The 18,612-nt window shown below is 59.2% G+C and carries 21 protein-coding genes and 1 other annotated feature; of the genes, 17 read left to right on the top strand and 4 right to left on the bottom strand.

Annotated features, from left to right (window positions below):
* Position 1 precedes the first annotated feature (1 nt).
* A complete protein-coding gene (locus tag DWZ54_RS03070; RefSeq protein ID WP_118474444.1) occupies positions 2 to 1,198 on the bottom strand; it encodes an MFS transporter in 1,197 nt (398 codons plus the stop codon).
* A gap of 152 nt (positions 1,199 to 1,350) precedes the next feature.
* Positions 1,351 to 2,283: a LysR family transcriptional regulator gene (locus DWZ54_RS03065; protein WP_118474443.1), complete on the bottom strand. Its 933-nt coding sequence runs from the start codon at positions 2,281 to 2,283 to the stop codon at positions 1,351 to 1,353.
* Positions 2,284 to 2,587: 304 nt separating this feature from the next.
* Here DWZ54_RS03065 and DWZ54_RS03060 point away from each other — a divergent pair, with 304 nt between their 5' ends.
* Entirely contained in the window at positions 2,588 to 3,766 is a 1,179-nt protein-coding gene (locus tag DWZ54_RS03060) for an iron-containing alcohol dehydrogenase (protein ID WP_118474442.1), read from the top strand.
* A gap of 249 nt (positions 3,767 to 4,015) precedes the next feature.
* Here DWZ54_RS03060 and DWZ54_RS03055 read toward each other — a convergent pair whose 3' ends face one another.
* Positions 4,016 to 4,729, bottom strand: a complete 714-nt coding sequence (locus DWZ54_RS03055) for an NAD(P)H-dependent oxidoreductase (protein WP_118474441.1) — start codon at positions 4,727 to 4,729, stop codon at positions 4,016 to 4,018.
* Positions 4,730 to 5,063: 334 nt separating this feature from the next.
* Between DWZ54_RS03055 and DWZ54_RS03050 the strand changes: the two genes are divergently transcribed.
* The 12 genes from DWZ54_RS03050 (at position 5,064) to DWZ54_RS02995 (ending at position 15,294) form a co-directional block, all read left to right on the top strand.
* Entirely contained in the window at positions 5,064 to 5,702 is a 639-nt protein-coding gene (locus DWZ54_RS03050) for a sugar O-acetyltransferase (protein WP_118474440.1), read from the top strand.
* Positions 5,703 to 5,741: 39 nt separating this feature from the next.
* Positions 5,742 to 6,059, top strand: a complete 318-nt coding sequence (locus tag DWZ54_RS03045; protein ID WP_118014226.1) for a peptidase M48 — start codon at positions 5,742 to 5,744, stop codon at positions 6,057 to 6,059.
* A gap of 46 nt (positions 6,060 to 6,105) precedes the next feature.
* Positions 6,106 to 6,804 (top strand): hypothetical protein, encoded by a 699-nt coding sequence (locus tag DWZ54_RS03040; RefSeq protein WP_118474439.1) that lies wholly within the window; start codon positions 6,106 to 6,108, stop codon positions 6,802 to 6,804.
* 40 nt (positions 6,805 to 6,844) lie between these two features.
* Positions 6,845 to 7,360 (top strand): hypothetical protein, encoded by a 516-nt coding sequence (locus DWZ54_RS03035; protein ID WP_118474438.1) that lies wholly within the window; start codon positions 6,845 to 6,847, stop codon positions 7,358 to 7,360.
* 175 nt (positions 7,361 to 7,535) lie between these two features.
* The gene (locus DWZ54_RS03030) at positions 7,536 to 8,087 is read left to right on the top strand and encodes a biotin transporter BioY (RefSeq protein WP_199663186.1); all 552 of its coding nucleotides are present in this window, start codon (positions 7,536 to 7,538) and stop codon (positions 8,085 to 8,087) included.
* Between the two features lie 4 nt (positions 8,088 to 8,091).
* Positions 8,092 to 9,294, top strand: coding sequence for a thiolase family protein (locus DWZ54_RS03025; RefSeq protein ID WP_118474437.1), 1,203 nt, complete (start codon positions 8,092 to 8,094; stop codon positions 9,292 to 9,294).
* Complete coding sequence (locus DWZ54_RS03020) at positions 9,287 to 10,684, top strand: AMP-binding protein (RefSeq protein WP_118474436.1); 1,398 nt, start codon at positions 9,287 to 9,289, stop codon at positions 10,682 to 10,684. Before DWZ54_RS03025 ends, DWZ54_RS03020 begins: the two co-directional genes overlap by 8 nt.
* A gap of 353 nt (positions 10,685 to 11,037) precedes the next feature.
* Positions 11,038 to 12,960, top strand: a complete 1,923-nt coding sequence (gene thrS, locus DWZ54_RS03015) for a threonine--tRNA ligase (RefSeq protein ID WP_118014216.1) — start codon at positions 11,038 to 11,040, stop codon at positions 12,958 to 12,960.
* 67 nt (positions 12,961 to 13,027) lie between these two features.
* Positions 13,028 to 13,134, top strand: a sequence feature (ribosomal protein L20 leader region).
* 2 nt (positions 13,135 to 13,136) lie between these two features.
* Complete coding sequence (infC, locus tag DWZ54_RS03010; protein WP_199663201.1) at positions 13,137 to 13,745, top strand: translation initiation factor IF-3; 609 nt, start codon at positions 13,137 to 13,139, stop codon at positions 13,743 to 13,745.
* Positions 13,732 to 13,929 (top strand): 50S ribosomal protein L35, encoded by a 198-nt coding sequence (gene rpmI, locus DWZ54_RS03005; protein ID WP_118014204.1) that lies wholly within the window; start codon positions 13,732 to 13,734, stop codon positions 13,927 to 13,929. The genes infC and rpmI overlap by 14 nt, the downstream gene beginning before the upstream one ends.
* Positions 13,930 to 13,970: 41 nt before the next feature.
* Positions 13,971 to 14,324: a 50S ribosomal protein L20 gene (gene rplT / locus DWZ54_RS03000; RefSeq protein ID WP_005842448.1), complete on the top strand. Its 354-nt coding sequence runs from the start codon at positions 13,971 to 13,973 to the stop codon at positions 14,322 to 14,324.
* Between the two features lie 148 nt (positions 14,325 to 14,472).
* Entirely contained in the window at positions 14,473 to 15,294 is an 822-nt protein-coding gene (locus tag DWZ54_RS02995; protein WP_233541599.1) for an RNA methyltransferase, read from the top strand.
* On the opposite strand, the gene DWZ54_RS02990 is transcribed toward DWZ54_RS02995, so the two are convergent.
* Positions 15,270 to 15,980, bottom strand: coding sequence for a thiamine diphosphokinase (locus DWZ54_RS02990; RefSeq protein WP_158573598.1), 711 nt, complete (start codon positions 15,978 to 15,980; stop codon positions 15,270 to 15,272). The genes DWZ54_RS02995 and DWZ54_RS02990 overlap by 25 nt on opposite strands.
* An 81-nt stretch (positions 15,981 to 16,061) precedes the next feature.
* Here DWZ54_RS02990 and DWZ54_RS02985 point away from each other — a divergent pair, with 81 nt between their 5' ends.
* From DWZ54_RS02985 to dut, 4 genes are all read left to right on the top strand, one after another.
* Complete coding sequence (locus DWZ54_RS02985; protein ID WP_118474433.1) at positions 16,062 to 16,736, top strand: metal-dependent hydrolase; 675 nt, start codon at positions 16,062 to 16,064, stop codon at positions 16,734 to 16,736.
* Between the two features lie 8 nt (positions 16,737 to 16,744).
* Positions 16,745 to 17,698: a tRNA (adenosine(37)-N6)-dimethylallyltransferase MiaA gene (gene miaA / locus DWZ54_RS02980; protein WP_233541598.1), complete on the top strand. Its 954-nt coding sequence runs from the start codon at positions 16,745 to 16,747 to the stop codon at positions 17,696 to 17,698.
* Between the two features lie 34 nt (positions 17,699 to 17,732).
* Entirely contained in the window at positions 17,733 to 17,990 is a 258-nt protein-coding gene (gene hfq, locus DWZ54_RS02975; RefSeq protein WP_118014196.1) for an RNA chaperone Hfq, read from the top strand.
* 90 nt (positions 17,991 to 18,080) lie between these two features.
* Positions 18,081 to 18,545: a dUTP diphosphatase gene (gene dut / locus DWZ54_RS02970; protein ID WP_199663184.1), complete on the top strand. Its 465-nt coding sequence runs from the start codon at positions 18,081 to 18,083 to the stop codon at positions 18,543 to 18,545.
* The last annotated feature ends 67 nt before the right edge of the window (positions 18,546 to 18,612 follow it).

The following is an 18,612-nucleotide window of genomic DNA, read 5'->3' as shown; positions in this document are numbered from 1 at the left end:
ATTACTCCTCTGCTTCTTCGATTCCTTCTGTCTGCGGTGTAGACGCGGCAAAACGGTGCTGTACGATGCCGAACACGAGGAACACGCCCATGATGGCAAGTACGTATTGATACATGGCGATGTAGCCGACGCTGCCGGCCAGGCTGCCGAGCACGAGGATGCCTGTGCTCGTGCCAATATCGAGCATATTGTAGAAGGTGGCGCTGGCTGCACTGCGGCGGTCGGCGCGCACGGCATTGAGCATCCAGGTCATGAGTGCCGGCAGCAGCAGACCGGCACCGAGGCCGTAGAGGACAGACGCCCCGAGCAGCATGGGGAGGCTGTCCGCCATGAGGATCAGGCCAAGAGCTGCACTGTAGAGCAGAGCCCCCGGGATTACGACGGCAAAGGCACCGCGGCGGTCCAGCAGGCGTCCGCCAAAAGGACGTGAGATAAAGATGAAGCAAGTCCCGACGATGAAGAACAGGCCGGCGCTCTCAATCCCGGCTTCGGCAGCCATCATCGCGATGAATGTGTTGACGCTGCCATAGGCTGCGCCAAAAAGGATTGTCAGCACCGACGGGATGCCCGTGCCTGGCTCATAGATGCGGTTGCGGAACGAGAGATGCACGGCCGGCAGCGGGAGCTCCGGCTCTTTTTCTGCCATGCGGTCCTCGCGGGCAGCAAACAGGGCCAGCAGCGAAGCCAGTCCGGAGACAGCGAACAGCATAGTGGCACTGATATCCGACAGCAGCATCAGGCCGAAGGCAGGGGCCAGGGCCATTGCAATCGTACTGCCGAGGCCAAAATAGCCGATTCCCTCGCCGCGCCGCGAAGCTGGGATGACGTCAGCCACGAGCGCTGCGGCAAACGTCGTGCTCAGCCCAAAGCCGAAGCCGTGAATGATGCGGGCGGCGATGATGGCATGAATCGAGTCAAAGCAGGCATAGCCGACCGTGGCCAGCAGCGAGAGCAGAAGCCCTGCATATAGACACTTCTTCTTGCCGAAGGCGCGCACGCCCGTGTCCGTGAACAGGCGGATGAAGATGGCAGAATAACCGAAAATGCCGGCGATCAGGCCGATTTCCGAGCTGGAGGCTCCGAGACCCGCCACGTAGAGCGGGAGGGTCGGCAGCAGGACGTGAAAGCCCGCGAACAGCAGGCCGTTGGCCGTGACCAAAGCAATAAAATTCCTGGACCAAAGTGTTTCATTTGTCATAAACAATTATCAGCTCCTTTTTGTACATGAAATCAACTAGTTAATAAACTGGTTAAATTAACTAGTTTATTAAGAGGATGCTTTTTAGTATACGCCATCGCGCAGCCGTTGTCAAAAGCTGCGCGGCGGCGCAGATACTTACTCCTGCTTCTTCATAAATCGTCACCCTTGTCGCGGCAGTAATTGACGAGCGAATCGATGAAGGCGCGGGCGGCATGTGAGAGATATGCCTTCTTGCGCCAGGCGACGAGCGCGTGGCGGCACGGGCGCATGGGCAGTGCCGCAAAGCACGGCGGCGTCTGCGGGTGGAAGGCGCGCAGGAGCGTCATCGGCATCAGCGTCGCGCCGAGGCCGGCGCTCGCGAGTGTCAGTGCCGTCTCCATGCTGCGCGTCTGCAAATAGATCTTGGGCGTGAAGCCGCCTTCCTCGCAGATGGAAAGCAGCTGGTGGTGGAGTTTCTGCTCGCTGTGCATCTGGATGAACGGCGTATCCTTGAGCAGCGATATAGGCAGCACGGGCAGATTGCCGCGGCAGTCCTGCGGCAGGTTGTAGGCCTTCGAGAGCGGATGATTGGCCGGCAGCACGAGGATCATCTCCTCGGCATAGAGCTCCGCACAGGCAAACGCCTCGGTATCGACGGGCTGTGTCGCGATGATGAGATCGACATCGCCGGAGAGCACGGCCTCTTCGAGTCGCTTTGACGTGTGCTCGGCGAGCTGCAGCCGGATGCCGGGGTACTGTGCCTGGAACTGTGGCAGGAACGACGCGAGGAAATATGTGCTGCGGAACGGCGAACTGCCGACGATGAGATTGCCCTGCGCACATCCGAGCTCATCTTCGACGTACTGGCGAAACTCCGCATCGATCTCCATGATGTGCTTGGCGGCCACGAGATACTTCCTGCCGATGGTTGTCGGGCGCAGCGGCTGCGTGCTGCGGTCGAAAAGCGGCGCGCCGACCTTCTTCTCGACGCTCTTCAAGAGCTGCGACAGCGACGGCTGCGAGATGTAGAGCTGCTGGGCCGCCCGCGAGATGGAACCCGTCTCGTAAATGGTCCAGATATAATGAAAATGACGAATTTCCATGGCAAAAACCTCCACCTTGGCTAGATATAGGATAAAACTTATTGATTTTATAAGTTCCAATTGCTTATGTTATTATTATAACAAAGTCACAGATCGTTGCAAAGCCCTGTGCAATAAGGAAAATACAAGTATTCATCGCCTTCTTGCATAGGAAAAACACGAAAATGAATTCATAAAAATCCTATTAATTTTATAAAATATCCAGTATTTTACTTATAGTCAATTCTATACTATAATAAAACCATCGAAACAAGATACAAACAAGCTCAATCAAGAGCTTGAATGATTCAAGGAGGTCTTTTCCATGTCGTTAACGTATTATTTCCTGCCAACCCGCAATGTCTTTGGTGAAGGTGCCGTCAACGAAGCCGGCAAACTCATGAAGAGTCTTGACGGTACGCATCCGATGATCGTCACGGACGCCTTCCTCGCCAAATCCGGCATGGCCGAGCAGGTCAAGGGCATCCTCGAGGCAGAAGGCCTGCCGACGTACATCTTCGGCGGCGCTGAGCCGAACCCGACGGATAAGAACGTTGTCGCTGGCGTCAAGGCCTTCAATGAAAAGAAATGCGACTGCATCATCTCCCTGGGCGGCGGCTCCTCGCATGACTGCGCCAAGGCCATCGGCCTCATTGCTGCCAATGGCGGCGAGATCTACGACTACGAGGGCATCGACATCTCGAAGAACAAGATGGTGCCGCTCATGGCCATCAACACGACGGCCGGCACGGCTTCCGAAATCACGCGTTTCTGCATCATCACGGACACGCGCCGCAAAGTCAAGATGGCCATCCTCGACTGGCGCGTCACGCCGCAGATCGCCATCAACGATCCTGCACTCATGAAGGGCATGCCGCCGCGCCTTACGGCTGCCACGGGCATGGACGCACTGACGCATGCCATCGAAGCTTACGTATCGTCTGCCGCCAACCCGCTGACCGATGCCGCAGCCCTGCAGGCCATCAACATGATCCAGAAATACCTGCCGAAAGCCGTTGCCAACGGCGATTATCTCTACGCTCGTGACAAGATGGCCTATGGCCAGTACCTCGCCGGCATCGCCTTCAACAACGCCTCCCTCGGCTACGTCCATGCCATGGCCCATCAGCTCGGCGGCTTCTACAACCTGCCGCACGGCGTCTGCAACGCCATCCTACTGCCGTACGTCTGCGAATTCAACCTCATCAGCAATCTCAACCGCTTCCGCGACATCGCTAAGGCGATGGGCGAGGTCATCGACGGCCTCAGCACGAACGAAGCCGCAGACAAGGGCATCAACGCCATCCGCCGCCTGAGCCGCGAGGTCGGCATCCCGCGCACACTCAAGGAACTCGGCGTTCAGCCGCAGGATTTCGAACTCATGGCCGAGAATGCACTCAAGGACGCCTGCGCCCTGACAAGCCCGCGCAAGTACACGAAGGACGAAGTCGTCGAACTCTACCGTCGCGCCTATGAAGGCGACTGGGTCGACTCCACGCTCTGATCGCCTTCTACCGGCTATCCCGTACTTTTCAAACGAACATAAGACCGCTGCACGAAGCATTGCGCTTTGTGCGGCGGCCTTTTTTGGTTCGATTTACATTGATTAGCGCAGTGAATAAGAACAGTTGCCCCTTCAGGCAGCTGCGCTGCCAGCTTCCCCGGAGGGGACGCCCTGGCATGTGCGTCAGATTGCACATTTCGGAAACTCCTTTTTCAAGTTGTGGTGTGACTTCGATGCCGAACTTGTGGTTCATTTCCAGATTACGGATTCTTCGAGCGGGCGGCGGCGTTTGTCGCGATGCGGTGTTTCGCCGCGGTAGCCCAGAGCGGTCATGCAGGCGACACCGAAGTGTTCGGGATCGTAGAGATGATAGGTATCGGCTAAAACCGTCTCGACCTTGTCCTTCGTGAATCCCTCGATGGGGCAGGAGTCGATGCCGAGGTAGGCGGCTGCGAAGAGGACGTTGGCCATGACGATATAGGTCTGCTTTGCCGACCAGTCGAAGGCCGAGCGTTCGGATTCGAGGATCTTATGCTGGTCGAGGCAGAATCCCGTATAAGCCGTCTTGAACATGTTGTATGCCTGTTCGGGCAGCTCCATGATGTCGTGTGTGATGTGCTCGAGGTAGGGTGAACCGAAGGTGATGTCGGCTTTTTTCCGTGCCAGGAATACCAGAAAATGGCTGGCGTCCTGGAGTGCGGCATCTGCACCCCAGGCGTACGGCCGGATGGCCTGGCGGATTTCCTCGTTCTGCAGGACGAGGATTTTCCACGGCTCAAAGCCGAATGACGTCGGTGCGAGGCGTGCCGCTTCTAAGATGGTCTGCATGTCCGCATCGCTGATTTTCCGGTCTTTGTTCCATGCCTTTGTTGCATAGCGGTACTTCAGGACCTGCAGCAAATCTTCGCGGCTCAGCTTTGGCTGCGCTACCTCTACTGTTTCGATGATTGCGTTTTCGTTCATGTCACGTGCCCCTTTTCTTTTATCTCGTTTATTAGATATTACTATATCATGAAGGCGGGCTGTTGTATGTGACTCGGTAACTCTTGAGGATTTTGCTGACGGCCTGATACTTGTCTCAGGGGGCCGTTTACATCGGGGAAAGCAGTGAATGAGAGCGGTTGCCCCTCCTTTTTTCAGGCAACTGAGCTGCCAGTTTCCCGAAAGGGACGCCAGTGGTAGAGAGCTGTCCCTTTTGAGGGAAGTGAGCCCGAAGGGCTCGAAAGGGGAAGCAGGGAAATGGCGAGGGACTGTCGAATGATAAAAGCAGGAATATAAAATGAAAGAAGGCGGTATAATGCGCAGAGCAAAGGATAAGTTGACGAATGGAGAGCTTTATCTGCCGACGGACGGCGAGCTCATGGAGGAGCAGTTTGACTGCATGGAGAAGCTCTATGATTTTAATATGACGCGGCCGCATGAGCAGGAGAAGCGGCAGGCACTTCTGCGGGAGATGCTGGCGGAGGTGGGCGAAGACTGCTACATCGAGCCGCCGCTGCATGCGAACTGGGGCGGGCGTCATCTGCATCTTGGCCGGCAGGTCTATGCGAATTACAATCTGACGGCGGTGGACGACGGTGAGATTTTCATCGGGGATTACACGATGATCGGACCGAATGTGACGCTGGCGACACCGAATCATCCTCTGGCGCCGGAGCTGCGCGAGAAGGGGTATCAGTACAATCTGCCGATCCGCATCGGCCGGAATGTCTGGCTCGGCGCGGGCGTCATCGTGGTGCCGGGCGTGACGATCGGCGATAATTCGGTGATCGGCGCGGGCAGTGTGGTGACGAAGAATATCCCGGCGAATGTGCTGGCGTTTGGCGTGCCATGCCGTGTGCAGCGCGAGCTGGGCGATGCGGACTGGCAGTTCTACCACAAGGGGCGTTCGGTGCCGCAGGAACTCCTGACACTTCGCCGCACGGATGAGAAGTGAGGATACGAGCTTGCCTATATGGCAGGTGGAGGTGATTTTTTGGACGAAGAGAAGGATCCACAGGTACGCGTGATGTCGCGTCAGGAGAAAGAGGAGTATCAGGGCGTCACGATCGATGAAAATCCCGATACCGAGGAGGAGCGCGTGGAGACGCCGCGCTCCCGTTCGCGCATTTACGTGCATTCCTCGTTTGGCAATACGAGTCTTGGCCGGATGGGCTGGGGGACGAAGCTGCTGCTCGTGGTGGGCGGTGCGGCGCTCTTGGCATTCCTGTTTTTTGTCGCGCTGCCCGTGCTTTTGCTGGTGGTCGGAGCAGCTGCGGCAGTCTGGCTCATCATGCGGCTGATTTCTGGCTGAGCCCTATGGGCGGCTTGGCCGATTGAAGCGGAAAGGAGCGGTTTTCATGGGTACGGTTCTTTTGCTGATTGTGGTTTTGGGCGTGGTCCTCTTTGTGGCCGGCCGGATGTCGCCGCCGGCCAAGCAGGCAGTTTCCTCGAGGCGTGCGGATGCAGCCAGCCCTGCGGTTCATAAGGCCGTGGCAGGGGCAAAACCTGCCCCCTCTTCGCCTTCCTCGCTGCACCAGCGCTCGTCGGGCATGGTCCGGCCGCCGCTCTTGACGGCAGACCAGCGTCAGGCACTGCGCGATATCCGCCGGCAGAATGCGCAGGAGCGTCAGCACGACAGCCGCATGGCGGCTGCGGCTGGTCTTGCGGGGGTCGTGGCCGGTGCGGCGCTCATGCATCATCATGATGCGGAGGCGACGCGGGCGCATATCGATCAGGCGGCGGCGATGCAGCGCGACGCGCTGGCTGAGCAGGATGATGGCTTTGACGATGGCGGCGCCGATACGGATTATGCTGACCGTGACTGGGACGATGTCGATGATGATGTCGACTGGAATGCGGACTGGTCCGTAGATGATGACGAGGACTATGGTGATGCCGGAGATGAAGGCAGTTCCGATGATTATGACGGCTATGGCTACGGGGATTCCTCGGATTATGGCGGCGATGATTATGGCGGCTATGATGACTACGGCGGTGGTTATGATGATGGCGGCTACGATGGCGGCGACGGAGGAGACGGCGGGGATTTCTTCTGATTTGGTGATGCTGTGAGTTTGCTTGGAGAGGAGAGGCAGGATGTTTCGTGATCTCGCGCGCATGACGGCGCAGCTCAAGGGACCGCGCTATGAGGGGGCGCTGATCGGCCGGGCTGTCTGGGAACGCAGGCCCGGCGATACGAAGGGGCGCCCGGAGGTGCTGCGCGACGCGCATGGACTCATGGAGGTCATGGCGGCCGATGCGTCGGGGCGTCTGACGCTCGTGATGATGCTGGGGCATGTGGCGCCAGCCTCTGAATCTTCGGCAGGGACTGCCGTGCATCGCCTGCGGCTGCTTGCGACGGGGGATGCAGCGCCTGCCGTCATCTCCCTGCGTTTTTCGGTACGGGATGTTCATGATTTCGTGCGGGCCGTCGGGGATACGAATCCCCTGCATGCAGGCCCACATCCCGTGGTGCCGGGACTTGCCATTCTTGAAGCTGCTCTTGCTCAGCCGGCACTTGCCGGTGCTGAGCGTACGGAGCTGCGTTTTCGCGGGGCTTCGTTTGCCGGCGATACGATCGAGGTGGACGTTCGGACGGTCGTTCCCCGGTAAAAGGCTTGATGCTGTCATGCTTTTGAGGCGGCAGCTTATCGTTAACTTGCATAACCTGCAATGTTGACGATAAGCTGCCGCTATTTTATAATAAGAGGCATGTGCAGCATTTTGCTGTCAGGATTACTGCGTCCCGGGCCCTGTGGGACCTGAGGACGGGAAAAGGGGTATCATTATGTATTCGCAATCATCTTCCCTGACCGTACGCGATATGACGAAGATGGCGCTTTGCGTGGCGTTCTGCTGTGTGACGGCGTACATCTCGTTCCCGTTGCCGTTCACGCCGGGCATGGTCACGGCGCTGACGCTGGCACTCGGCGTGACGGCTTTCGTGCTGCCGCCGAAGCAGACGCTAATCGCCTTGCTCATCTACACGTTTCTGGGCGTGATCGGGCTGCCGGTCTTCGTCGGCGGCACGGCGGGCCTCGGCAAGCTGTTTGGTCCGACGGGCGGCTACATCTTTGCCTGGATCGTCGTGTATCCGATCATCAGTGCGCTCAAGGGCAGCCGTCCGAGCTTCAAGCGGTATGCACTCGTCGATATCGTCATCGGCATTCCCGTGACGTACATCGGCGGCCTCATCTCGATGATGCTCGTCATGGATATCAGCCTCGAGGCGGCGCTCGTCATGGCGGTGCTGCCGTATATCCCGGGTGATGTCATCAAATGCCTGATGGCGGCATTCCTCGGCGTGAAAGTCAATGAAGCCGTCGAGAAACGGGGCTGAGCGCATGAAGGGCGAAGCGGTTTATGTCCTCGGCGGCCTGCGCACGCCAATCGCGCACCGCGGTGGAGCGCTTTCGCACAGGCGTCCCGAGGAGCTCGGCTCGCTTGTCATGCGGGCGCTGCTCGCGCGCTATGGCCTGTCCGGGCGCGAACTTTCGAGTGTGCTCGCGGGCAATGCCGTGGGGACGGGCGGCAATCTGGCACGGCTGACGGCCCTTATGGCGGACATTCCCGAGGAGGTGCCCGCGTGTACGGTCGATATGCAGTGCGCTTCGGCTGCCGCCGCCATCTCGCTTGCGGCGGCGAAGCTTGCTTCCGGGCAGGGGGAGCTTTTTCTGGCGGGCGGCATGGAGAGTGCCTCTCTGCAGCCCCTGCGCGTCTACGATGAGAAGGACCCGCGCCATGCGCTCGTGCCGGACGGCGCGTATAAGACGGCGCAGTTTGCGCCGGGCGATGTTTCGGCGGATGCGATGCTCCGCGGCGCTGAGCGCGTGATGGAGGCCGAGCACGTGACGAAGGAGGAGCTCGATGCCTTCGTGCTGCGCAGTCATCATCTGGCGGGCGAGGCCGTGCAGAAAGGCTGGCTCGCAGATGTGATCCTGCCGGTCGGAACTTGCCGGCGTGACAGCGGCGTCCGGCCGCATTTATCCAAGAAGCTCCTGCGGCGTTTGCCACCGCATTTTGGCCCGGGAACGCTGCTCGATGCCGGCAATGCCTGCGCGATTCACGACGGCGCTGCTTTTCTGCTGCTCGCGAGCGGCGATTTCCTGCGGCGCCATCATCTGAAACCTGAGGCGCGGCTCGTGGCGACGGCGTCGGTCGGCGGGAACCCCGCTGAGAGCCCGCGCGGCGCGATGCGCACGGCCGACGCACTGCTTTTGCGGCAGGGGCTTTCGTATGAGGATCTGGCGGCGATTGAGTTCAATGAGGCGTTTGCCGTCATCGATGCCTTGTTCGAGCGCGCGCATCCGGGGTGCCTCAGCCGCTACAACCGTCTCGGCGGGGCGCTTGCCTATGGCCATCCGTACGGGGCGTCGGGCGCGATACTCGCGCTGCATCTGATGCAGTCGTTGAAGCTTGCGGGCGGCGGCCTCGGGCTCCTGTCGATTGCGGGCGCGGGCGGCATGGGCGAGGCCATCTTGCTCGAGCGTCTGTCAGACGCGGCATCAGAGAAATGGAGCGGAGAGGAAGTGCACGAAGATGCATGAAGGAATCAGGAAGCTGGCGAAGCGTCAGCTTGACTTGGAAAAGCAGGGCCTCGGGAATTACGCAGACTTGCTCTGCTGGCAGGCGCGCCGTCAGCCGCAGAAGCTGGCGCTCGTCATCGACGATGAAGAGCTGACGTATGGCGCGCTTTGGCAGCGGGTCGTGCCGATGGCGCTCGAGGCGTCATCGCTCGGCGTACGCGGCGATGTGCTCGTGGAGGCGGAGGATTTTCTTTCGCAACTCACGTCGTTCCTCGCACTGCAGGCCGTCGGCGCGCGCCCCATCCTGCTGCACCACGGGCTTCAGGCGCAGGAGGTGCGCGCAATCCTCACGGAAAACGGCCTGCAGGGCATCTGGCGCTGCCTAAAGGGCGGCGCACGCATCTTTGAGCCGTCAGGGCTTCCTGCAAGACCGCACGAGGAGCCGGATGTATTGGGCGTCCTGAGTTCGGGCTCGACGGGGACACCCAAGGCCATGTACCGCACGTATGCGAGTTGGGCGGGCTTTTTCCCCGTACAGAACGAGATCTTCCGCGTCGCTGCGGATACCGTGCTCTTCCTGCAGGGCAGCCTGAGCTTCACGGGCAACACGAACAGCTGGCTTTCCGTGCTCTATGAGGGCGGCACGGTCGTGACGAGCCGCCTGACGCGCTGCCATGTCTGGGAGGAGCTGCTGCGCCGCCATCAGGTGAACGTGCTCTACCTTGTGCCGACAAAGCTGCAGCTCCTCGGCAGGGCGATGGCAGTGCCTTACGCAGGGCTCCGGACGCTCTTCACGGGCTCGCAGCTCTTGTCGCCCGCCATGCTGCGCCGTCTGCAGCAGATTTTCCCCGCTGTCACGATCCTTCTCTATTACGGCGCGAGCGAGCTCAATTACATCACGTACGCCGTCTGCGAGGATCCGGACCGCGACAGCAGCAACCTCGGCCGGCCGTTCCCGGGCATCGGCGTCTCGGTCGGCGATGATGGTCTCATCTACGTCGATACACCGTATCATGTGAGCGGCGCGAAGATTCCGTTCACGGTCCGGGATACGGGATACCTCAACGAAGAAGGCGAACTGATTTTTGGCGGGCGGCGTGCAGCCTGGATCAACAAAGGCGGTGTCAAACTCAGCACGATTCGCCTCGAACTCGCGCTGAAGGCCCTGCCGGGGGTCGCCGACGCCGTCGTCCTGCCCGTGCGTGACAGTCTGCGCGGCGATACGGCCGCGGCATTCCTCGTGGCAGAGGAGGGCAGCTCCGAGCAGCAGATTCGTCAGGGCGTGCGCCATGCGCTGAAACCTGTCGAAGTCCCCGATAAGATGGTCTTTTTGCCGCAGATCCCTCTGAATGATCGCGGCAAGGTGGACCGTCCGGCGCTCAAACGGCTTTTCGGTGCGGAAAAGCCGTAAAAAGAAGCCAAAAGAAAAATGCAGAATGGCTTGACAAGGGTGTATAAGGCTCATATAATAAAGCCATCGACACAAGCAATGCGAAAGACATGGCTGCGGAGACCACCTCTTACAGAGAGAAGTGTAGTTGCTGAGAGCACTTCAGGAGCGTGCCGGAGCTACCCCTTTCAAGCTTCCCTGCTGAACGCTGCTGCTGAGTAAGCGGGGACGGAGCACATTCTCCGTTATCAAATGCTGAGTGGCCATTTTGTGCAAGAGCAGGGTGGCAATCAGGGTGGAACCACGATGCTTAAGCTTCGTCCCTCATGGGACGGAGCTTTTTTATTTTCCTATTGTCAAGGAGGGCATACATTATGTTAAAGATTACCATGAAAGACGGTGCCGTACGCGAGGTTGAGGCCGGCGTCAGCATCCAGGATTTCGTGAAACAGGTAAGCAACAGCCTCGCCAAGAAGGTCCTGGCTGCCAAGGTGGACGGCGAGACGAAGGATCTTGCGACCGTTCTCGATAAAGATTGCAAGGTGGAGTTCCTGACGTTTGAGGATGCGGACGGCCGCTGGGCACTGCGCCACACGGCTTCGCACATCCTCGCACAGGCCGTCAAGCGCCTCTACAAGGATGCCAATGTCAAGCTGGCCATCGGCCCGGCCATCGACAACGGCTTCTACTACGATTTCGACATGGACCGCCAGCTCTCGGAGGCGGATCTTGCCAAGATCGAGAAAGAGATGAAGAAGATTGTCAAGGAGAACCTCAAGCTCGAGCGCAAGGAAGTCAGCCGCGAGGAGGCCCTGAACTTCTTTAAGGAGAAGGGCGAAGATTACAAGGTCGAACTCATCGAGGATCTGCCGGCAGGTGAGAAGATCACGATGTACACGCAGGGCGAGTTCACGGATCTCTGCGCCGGCCCGCACGTCGTCTCGACGGGCAAAGTCAAGGCCCTGAAGCTCATGAGCATCGCCGGTGCTTACTGGCGCGGCGATGAGCACAACAAGATGCTGCAGCGCATCTACGGCACGGCCTTCGAGAAGCAGGCGGATCTCGACGCATACCTCCATATGCTCGAGGAGGCCAAGAAGCGCGATCACCGCAAGCTCGGCAAGCAGCTCGACCTCTTCAGCCTGCATGAGGAAGGCCCGGGCTTCCCGTTCTTCCATCCGAACGGCATGGTCATCCGCAATGAGCTCATCAACTACTGGCGCGAGGTACACCGCCGCTACGGCTACCAGGAGATCAAGACGCCGATGATCCTGAACCGTCAGCTCTGGGAGACGTCCGGTCACTGGGATCACTACAAAGAGAACATGTACTTCACGAAGATCGACGGTGAAGATTACGCCATCAAGCCGATGAACTGCCCGGGCGGCATGCTCGTCTACAATTCCCGCCAGCACAGCTACCGCGACCTGCCGCTGCGCCTCGGCGAGCTCGGCCTCGTCCATCGCCATGAGAAGTCCGGCGAGCTCCACGGCTTGTTCCGCGTCCGCAACTTCACGCAGGACGATGCCCATCTCTTCGTCACGCCGGATCAGGTCGAGGAGGAAATCCAGCACACGATTGACCTCTTTGACGAAGTCTACAAGACGTTCGGTCTGACGTATGTCGCCGAGCTCTCAACGCGCCCGGATGATTCCATGGGCTCGGATGAGGATTGGGAGCTCGCGACGAACGGCCTGCGCAAGGCCCTCGAGCACCGCGGCCTCAAGTACATCGTCAACGAAGGCGATGGCGCCTTCTACGGCCCGAAGATCGACTTCCACCTCAAGGATTCCATCGGCCGCACGTGGCAGTGCGGTACGATCCAGTACGACATGCAGATGCCGGAGAAGTTCGACCTGACGTATGTCGGCGAGGACGGCGAGAAGCATCGCCCGATTATGCTACACCGCGTTGTCTACGGCTCCATTGAGCGCTTCATCGGCATCCTCATCGAGAACTACGCCGGCGCTTTCCCGGTCTGGTTCGCACCGGTACAGGCCCGCATCCTGCCAATCACAGAGCGTCAGGGCGAATACGCCAAGAAGCTCTGTCAGCAGATGTTCGATCTCGGCCTGCGCGTTGAGGTCGATGACCGCAATGAGAAGGTCGGCTACAAGATCCGTGAGGCACAGGTCAAGAAGACGCCGTACACGCTCGTCATCGGCGACCAGGAAGTCGAGAACGGCACGGTCACGGTCCGCAAGTACGGCGAGAAGGACAATGGCCAGTCCATGAAGGTCGAAGACTTCATTGCTTACCTGCAGGATAAGGTCAAGACGAGAGCACAGGAATATTGAGATCCTGTCGAAAAATGACAAATACAGGCTTGACAGGCCTGTATCCCCGTGCTATACTTGTCAAGTACGAAACAAGAAGGAGCCACCGCTTCTCACCTGCTGACACAAGGCCAGTCGGGTTTATAGCTTGAAATGATGAGAGGTGGCTTTATGCCGCCTCTTTTTTCTTTTTTATTATATACTATCTTGCAGGAGGTGTTTTTACCATTAGCAGGGAATCGTTACGCATCAACGAACAGATCCACATCCGCGAAGTCCGCGTGACCAGCGCCACGGGCGAACAGCTCGGCATCATGCCGACTCGCGAAGCACTGCGCATGGCAGAGGAACAGCATCTTGACCTCGTCGAGGTTGCGCCAAAGGCCAAGCCGCCGGTCTGCCGCATCATGGATTTCGGCAAATACCGCTATGAGCAGCAGAAACGGGAGAAAGAAGCGAAGAAAAAACAGAAGACCATCAACATCAAAGAGGTCAAGCTTCGCCCGAACATTGAGCAACACGATTTTGACGTCAAGTTGAAGAATGCACTTCGCTTTGTCGAGGAAGGGAATAAGGTCAAGGTAACGATCATGTTCCGTGGCCGCGAGCTTTCGCATCCGGAACTCGGCAAGGAGGTACTCGCTCGTGTGGCTGCACAGCTCGGAGATCGCGTCTCCGTCGAGCGCAATGCCAAACTTGAAGGAAAAAATATGACGATGATCGTCGCACCGAAGGTGCAGAAGGCATCAAAGAAAAAGTCGAACAAGACGCAGATTAAGGGAGGAAACAGTAATGCCGAAGATTAAGACTCGCAGAGCTGCAGCAAAACGCTTTTCCGTAACGGGCAGCGGTGAATTCAAACGTAACAAGGCTTTCAAGAGCCACATCCTGGAGAAGAAGTCTCCGAAGCGCAAGCGCAACCTGCGCAAGGCTACGCTCGTAGCTGGCGCTGATTTTGGCCGCGTAAAGAACATGCTCCCGAACGGTTAATCCGAGGGACAGCGATAGATAGATTTTAGGAGGATAAGAACATGCCAAGAGTTAAAGTAGGCGTGACTGCACATAGACGTCATAAGAAGATCCTGAAGCTCGCAAAGGGCTACAAGGGTTCCAAGAGCAAACAGTTCAAGAAAGCCAATGAGACTGTCATGAAGGCTCTCTACTACGCACGCCGTGACCGCCGTGCCAAGAAGGGCAACTTCCGTCGTCTCTGGATCGCTCGTATCAATGCCGCTGCTCGCACGAACGGCATTTCCTACAGCAAGCTCATCAACGGCCTGACGAAGGCTGGCGTTGAAGTCAACCGCAAGATGCTGGCTGACCTCGCTATCTCCGATGAGAAGGCTTTCGCACAGCTCGTCGCTGTTGCCAAAGAGAACCAGTAATTCGTTATCACGATAACGAGGCGGGCCCGTCGAAGCTCTGCACGATGAAGCAGAGCCTCGCGGGCCCGTTTTCTCATATGGTTTTGGATTTATGGTGCGCTGCCAAAAGGCGGCAGGATAGCAGGACAGAAGGATGGGGGAGACGGTGATGGCAGAACGCATTGACAGCCCGGCCAACAAGAAGATCAAGCAGATGGAGAGCCTGCTTTTGCGCAAGCATCGGCAGAAGCAGGGACTTTTTCGCGTGGAGGGCGTGCGCCTCGCGGAGATGGCCGCAGAATCCGGCTGGGAGCTCGTCTTCGGCCTCTACACGCAGGAGCTAGCGGGAAAAGAACGCGGCAGCCATCTGCTGCAGGCGCTCAGGGAACGGGGCCCGCTCTATGAGATCTCGGATCAGCTCGCGCGGCGCGTGGCCGCGACGGACACGCCGCAGGGCATCTTCCTTGTCATGCGGCAGCCGCGGTGGCAATCAATGGAGCTTGGCGCGACGGGTGACGCGCTCTATGTAGTGCTCGACGGCGTGCAGGACCCCGGCAATGCGGGCACGATCATCCGCACGGCCGATGCGATTGGCGCGGACGGCATCATCCTGACGAAGGGCTCGGTTGATATCTATAGCGACAAGGTCGTGCGTGCTTCGATGGGCTCGATCTTCCACCTGCCAATCCTGCAGGACATGGAGTCTGCCACAATCAGCAAACTGGCGAAGCGCAAGGGGTGGCAGCTCCTGGCGACGGCGCTCGACGAGACGGCGCAGCCGCTCTTTGCGGCGGATTTTTGCAAGCCCTCGGCCATCGTCTTCGGCAACGAGGGGAACGGCGTCTCAGAAGGGCTGCTCGTGGCGGCACAGAAAGTCTATATCCCGATGTACGGCCGCGCGGAATCGCTCAACGTCGGCGTTTCGGCGGCCGTCGTGCTCTACGAGGCCGTGCGTCAGCGCCGCTTTCAGGCATCGCCCCAGACGAGGTAAATGCCGAGGATGCCCTGCCTGAGGGAGACGCGGAAGGTGTCCTGCGGCGGCTCGAGCACGTTGCTGACAGCGCGCGGCAGCAGCTGTGGCAGGGTGGCGTCAGCAAGCGGCCAGTGCACGCCGTCTGCGGTCACACCCTCTGCCAGCGGCGTCAGCGGCAGCAGGGAGATGGCCTTGGGGCGCACATGACAGGTGATGGCGATATTTTCGCCGTCCTTGAGGTAGAAGAGGGCTTCGCGCTCGTCGGCGAGCACGCAGCGCAGCGGCGCGGCGGCACAGCTGAAAATCGTGCTGTAGGCGTGGTCGAAGCGGCCGCCGAAGACGCCCGTGAGCAGCGCGGCTGGCATGCCTTCCTCATGGGCGATGGTCAGCGCGAGCTGCGTGTCCGTGTCGTCTTTCTCGGGCGGGTATGCGTGAATGGGGATGCCGCTGGCTTTGGCCTGTTCCCAGGCGAGAGGGCTCGCGCTGTCGCCGTCGCCGATGAGGCTGGCGGGGCGGAGTCCTGCCTTCCGGCAGGCGTCGAGGCCGTGGTCGACGGCGATGAGCCTGCGACCACGGGCGGCTTCGTGCAGCCAGCGGACGTCTGGTGCACGGCCGCCGCTCACGAGCAGGCCGGTTTCCTGCGGCACGGCGGGAGAGGCGGAGACGGCTGTGAGCTGCGGCAGATGAAAACGATGCTCGGACATGAACATTACCTCGCTTTTTTGTCGAATCACATGGTATACTTATTATTAGGATACCATTTACGAAGAAAGGATGGAAGTCATATGGTCAAATACACGTATTACGGTCATTCCTGTTTCCTGCTCGACGATGGGAAATACAAGGTGCTCTGCGATCCGTTCCTGACGGGCAACCCGAAGGCTGCAATCAAGGCGGATGAGGTGGAGTGCGACTATATCCTCATCACGCACGCGCACGGCGATCATCTCGGCGATGCGCCGGAGATCGCGGGCCACACGGGCGCGGAGCTCGTGGGCATCCCGGAGGTGCTGGCCATCTGTGAAGAGCGCCTGCCGGGTCTCAAACAGCATCCGATGAATCTCGGCGGTTCGCTAACGTTGCCGTTCGGCAAGGTCCGTATGACGCTCGCACAGCACAGTTCGGGCGTTGCGGGTGGCGTGGCCTGCGGCTACGTCATCTACATGGGCGGCCTCGTCATCTATTTCGCCGGCGATACGGCACTCTTCAGCGACATGCAGCTCATCGGCCACAAGGATACGCTCGATTATGCCATCCTGCCGATTGGCGACAACTACACGATGGGCCTCGAGGATGCGGCGATGGCCGCGCAGCTGCTCAATGCGCCGCATGTGATTCCCGTGCATTACAATACCTGGCCAATCATCAACCAGGATGTGCGTCATTACAAGGAAATCACCGAGGCGATGACGCGCGCCGAGGTTCATATCGTCGAGCCGGGCGAGTCAAGAGAACTGTGAGGGCGGATGTGTCAAAGGTCATCGTTATCCTGGGGCCTACGGCGTCTGGCAAGACGGCCTTGTCGCTCGATCTCGCGGAACGGCTCGGCACGGAGATCATCTCAGGCGATTCGATGCTCGTCTACAAGGGGTTTGATATCGGCACGGCCAAGCCGACGCCGGCGGAACGGCGCGGCATCCCGCACCATCTCATCGATATCCTCGAGCCCTCGCAGTCGTACAGTGTGACGCAGTTCCAGCAGCAGGCCGGAGCCATCATCCGCCGGCTCAGCGCGGAGGGGCGCATCCCCATCATCGCGGGCGGCACGGGCCTTTATTTAAAGGCCCTGCTCGAGGATTACACGTTCAATGAGACGGGCGAGCATCAGGCGTTCCGCGAGGAGATGCGCGAACTTTGCGAGCGTGAGGGGCGCGAAGCCCTCTACGCGCGGCTTGTACAGGTGGATCCGGAGTCTGCCGGGACGATTCACGCGCACAATATCCCGCGCGTCATCCGGGCACTCGAGGTCGCGCATTTTGGCGGCGAGCAGATTTCGCGCACGCGCGCCTATGATGACGGGCAGGAGCTCGCTTACGATGCCTTTGTCATCGGCCTCGCGTGGGAGCGGCCAGCCCTCTACGAGCGCATCAACCGCCGCGTTGATCTCATGATGGAGGCGGGACTCGAGCAGGAGGTGCGCGGTCTGCTCGCTTCGCAGGTGACGCGCGCGATGCCCGCGATGAAGGGCATCGGCTACAAGGAGATGGCGGCGTATCTCGCGGGCGAGCTGACGCGCGAGGAAGCCGTTGACGCCATCAAGAAGGGCACGCGCCATTTCGCGAAGCGTCAGCTGACCTGGTACCGCAAGATGCCGTACATCCGCTGGTATGCGATGGACAACCGCCCGGAGCAGGAACTTTTCGCAGAGGTTTTGCGGGATCTGGCAGGATTTTGGCCACAGGAGTCGAATCTTTTCCTATAAGCAGTAATCATAGAAGTAAGGGGGACCCATTCCTATGCCAAATAAGACAATCAACCTGCAGGACAGTTTCTTGAATCAGGTGCGCAAAGAGAACATCGCCGTGACGATCCATCTCGTCAATGGCTTCCAGATCAAGGGCAATGTCAAGGGATTCGATAATTTCACGGTCGTGCTCGAGAGCATGGGCAAGCAGCAGATGGTCTACAAGCATGCCATCTCCACAATCACGCCGGCCCGCCCGGTCAAGGGGACGGTCGTCGCCACGGGTGAACGGAAGAGCGAAGAGGCTTGATGCCTCTTGCCTTATGGAGGCCCTTCTTCGAGGAGGGCCTTTTTTGTATCCGCAGATGAATGAAATGTATGAAACAAAGGGATGAAGAATATGATGGAAAAGAAGGGCAGGGGCTTTGCCGTCGTGTCGTCGTATGAGGGGCTTGGCATCACACTGCCGCAGCGCAAGACGGCAGCGAGCGCCGGCTACGATCTCGAGGCGGCCGAGCGCGCCGTTATCGAGCCGCAGCAGATGGCGATGGTGCCGACGGGGCTCAAGGCGTACATGCAGCCCGATGAGATGCTGACGATCCACATCCGCTCGAGCCTTGCCGTCAAGCGCGGCCTCGTGCTGATGAACAGCGTGGGCATCGTCGATGCGGATTATTACAATAATGAAGACAACGAGGGCCATATCTACATCGCGCTCTGGAACCGCGGGCAAGAACCCGTCGTGATTGAGCGCGGCGAGCGCATCGCGCAGGGTATCTTCCAGAAGTATCTGACGGTGACGGAGGATGCGGCCGGTACGGGCAGCGTGCGCAAGGGCGGCTTCGGCTCGACGGGCCGCGCATGAGGAGGGAGCAGTGTGAAAGACGACAAGGTTGATATGGGCGGCCTCGGCATGGATCTCTTTGCGGGGC

Origin of the sequence: Mitsuokella sp. AF33-22 (assembly GCF_003475755.1) — a bacterium.
Taxonomy (GTDB): domain Bacteria; phylum Bacillota; class Negativicutes; order Selenomonadales; family Selenomonadaceae; genus Mitsuokella.
This window is presented reverse-complemented; position numbering and strand designations above follow the sequence as displayed.

Coding starts and splice junctions, on each gene's coding strand:
- DWZ54_RS03050 (WP_118474440.1), top strand. CDS start 5,064: ATGCGCAGAGCAAAGGATAAGTTGACGAATGGAGAGCTTTATCTGCCG.
- rpmI (WP_118014204.1), top strand. CDS start 13,732: ATGCCGAAGATTAAGACTCGCAGAGCTGCAGCAAAACGCTTTTCCGTA.
- DWZ54_RS03055 (WP_118474441.1), bottom strand. CDS start 4,729: ATGAACGAAAACGCAATCATCGAAACAGTAGAGGTAGCGCAGCCAAAG.
- DWZ54_RS03065 (WP_118474443.1), bottom strand. CDS start 2,283: ATGGAAATTCGTCATTTTCATTATATCTGGACCATTTACGAGACGGGT.
- DWZ54_RS02990 (WP_158573598.1), bottom strand. CDS start 15,980: ATGTCCGAGCATCGTTTTCATCTGCCGCAGCTCACAGCCGTCTCCGCC.
- DWZ54_RS03030 (WP_199663186.1), top strand. CDS start 7,536: ATGTATTCGCAATCATCTTCCCTGACCGTACGCGATATGACGAAGATG.
- DWZ54_RS03035 (WP_118474438.1), top strand. CDS start 6,845: ATGTTTCGTGATCTCGCGCGCATGACGGCGCAGCTCAAGGGACCGCGC.
- DWZ54_RS02985 (WP_118474433.1), top strand. CDS start 16,062: ATGGTCAAATACACGTATTACGGTCATTCCTGTTTCCTGCTCGACGAT.
- rplT (WP_005842448.1), top strand. CDS start 13,971: ATGCCAAGAGTTAAAGTAGGCGTGACTGCACATAGACGTCATAAGAAG.
- DWZ54_RS03070 (WP_118474444.1), bottom strand. CDS start 1,198: ATGACAAATGAAACACTTTGGTCCAGGAATTTTATTGCTTTGGTCACG.
- DWZ54_RS02995 (WP_233541599.1), top strand. CDS start 14,473: ATGGCAGAACGCATTGACAGCCCGGCCAACAAGAAGATCAAGCAGATG.
- DWZ54_RS03040 (WP_118474439.1), top strand. CDS start 6,106: ATGGGTACGGTTCTTTTGCTGATTGTGGTTTTGGGCGTGGTCCTCTTT.
- DWZ54_RS03025 (WP_118474437.1), top strand. CDS start 8,092: ATGAAGGGCGAAGCGGTTTATGTCCTCGGCGGCCTGCGCACGCCAATC.
- hfq (WP_118014196.1), top strand. CDS start 17,733: ATGCCAAATAAGACAATCAACCTGCAGGACAGTTTCTTGAATCAGGTG.
- DWZ54_RS03060 (WP_118474442.1), top strand. CDS start 2,588: ATGTCGTTAACGTATTATTTCCTGCCAACCCGCAATGTCTTTGGTGAA.
- DWZ54_RS03020 (WP_118474436.1), top strand. CDS start 9,287: ATGCATGAAGGAATCAGGAAGCTGGCGAAGCGTCAGCTTGACTTGGAA.
- thrS (WP_118014216.1), top strand. CDS start 11,038: ATGTTAAAGATTACCATGAAAGACGGTGCCGTACGCGAGGTTGAGGCC.
- dut (WP_199663184.1), top strand. CDS start 18,081: ATGATGGAAAAGAAGGGCAGGGGCTTTGCCGTCGTGTCGTCGTATGAG.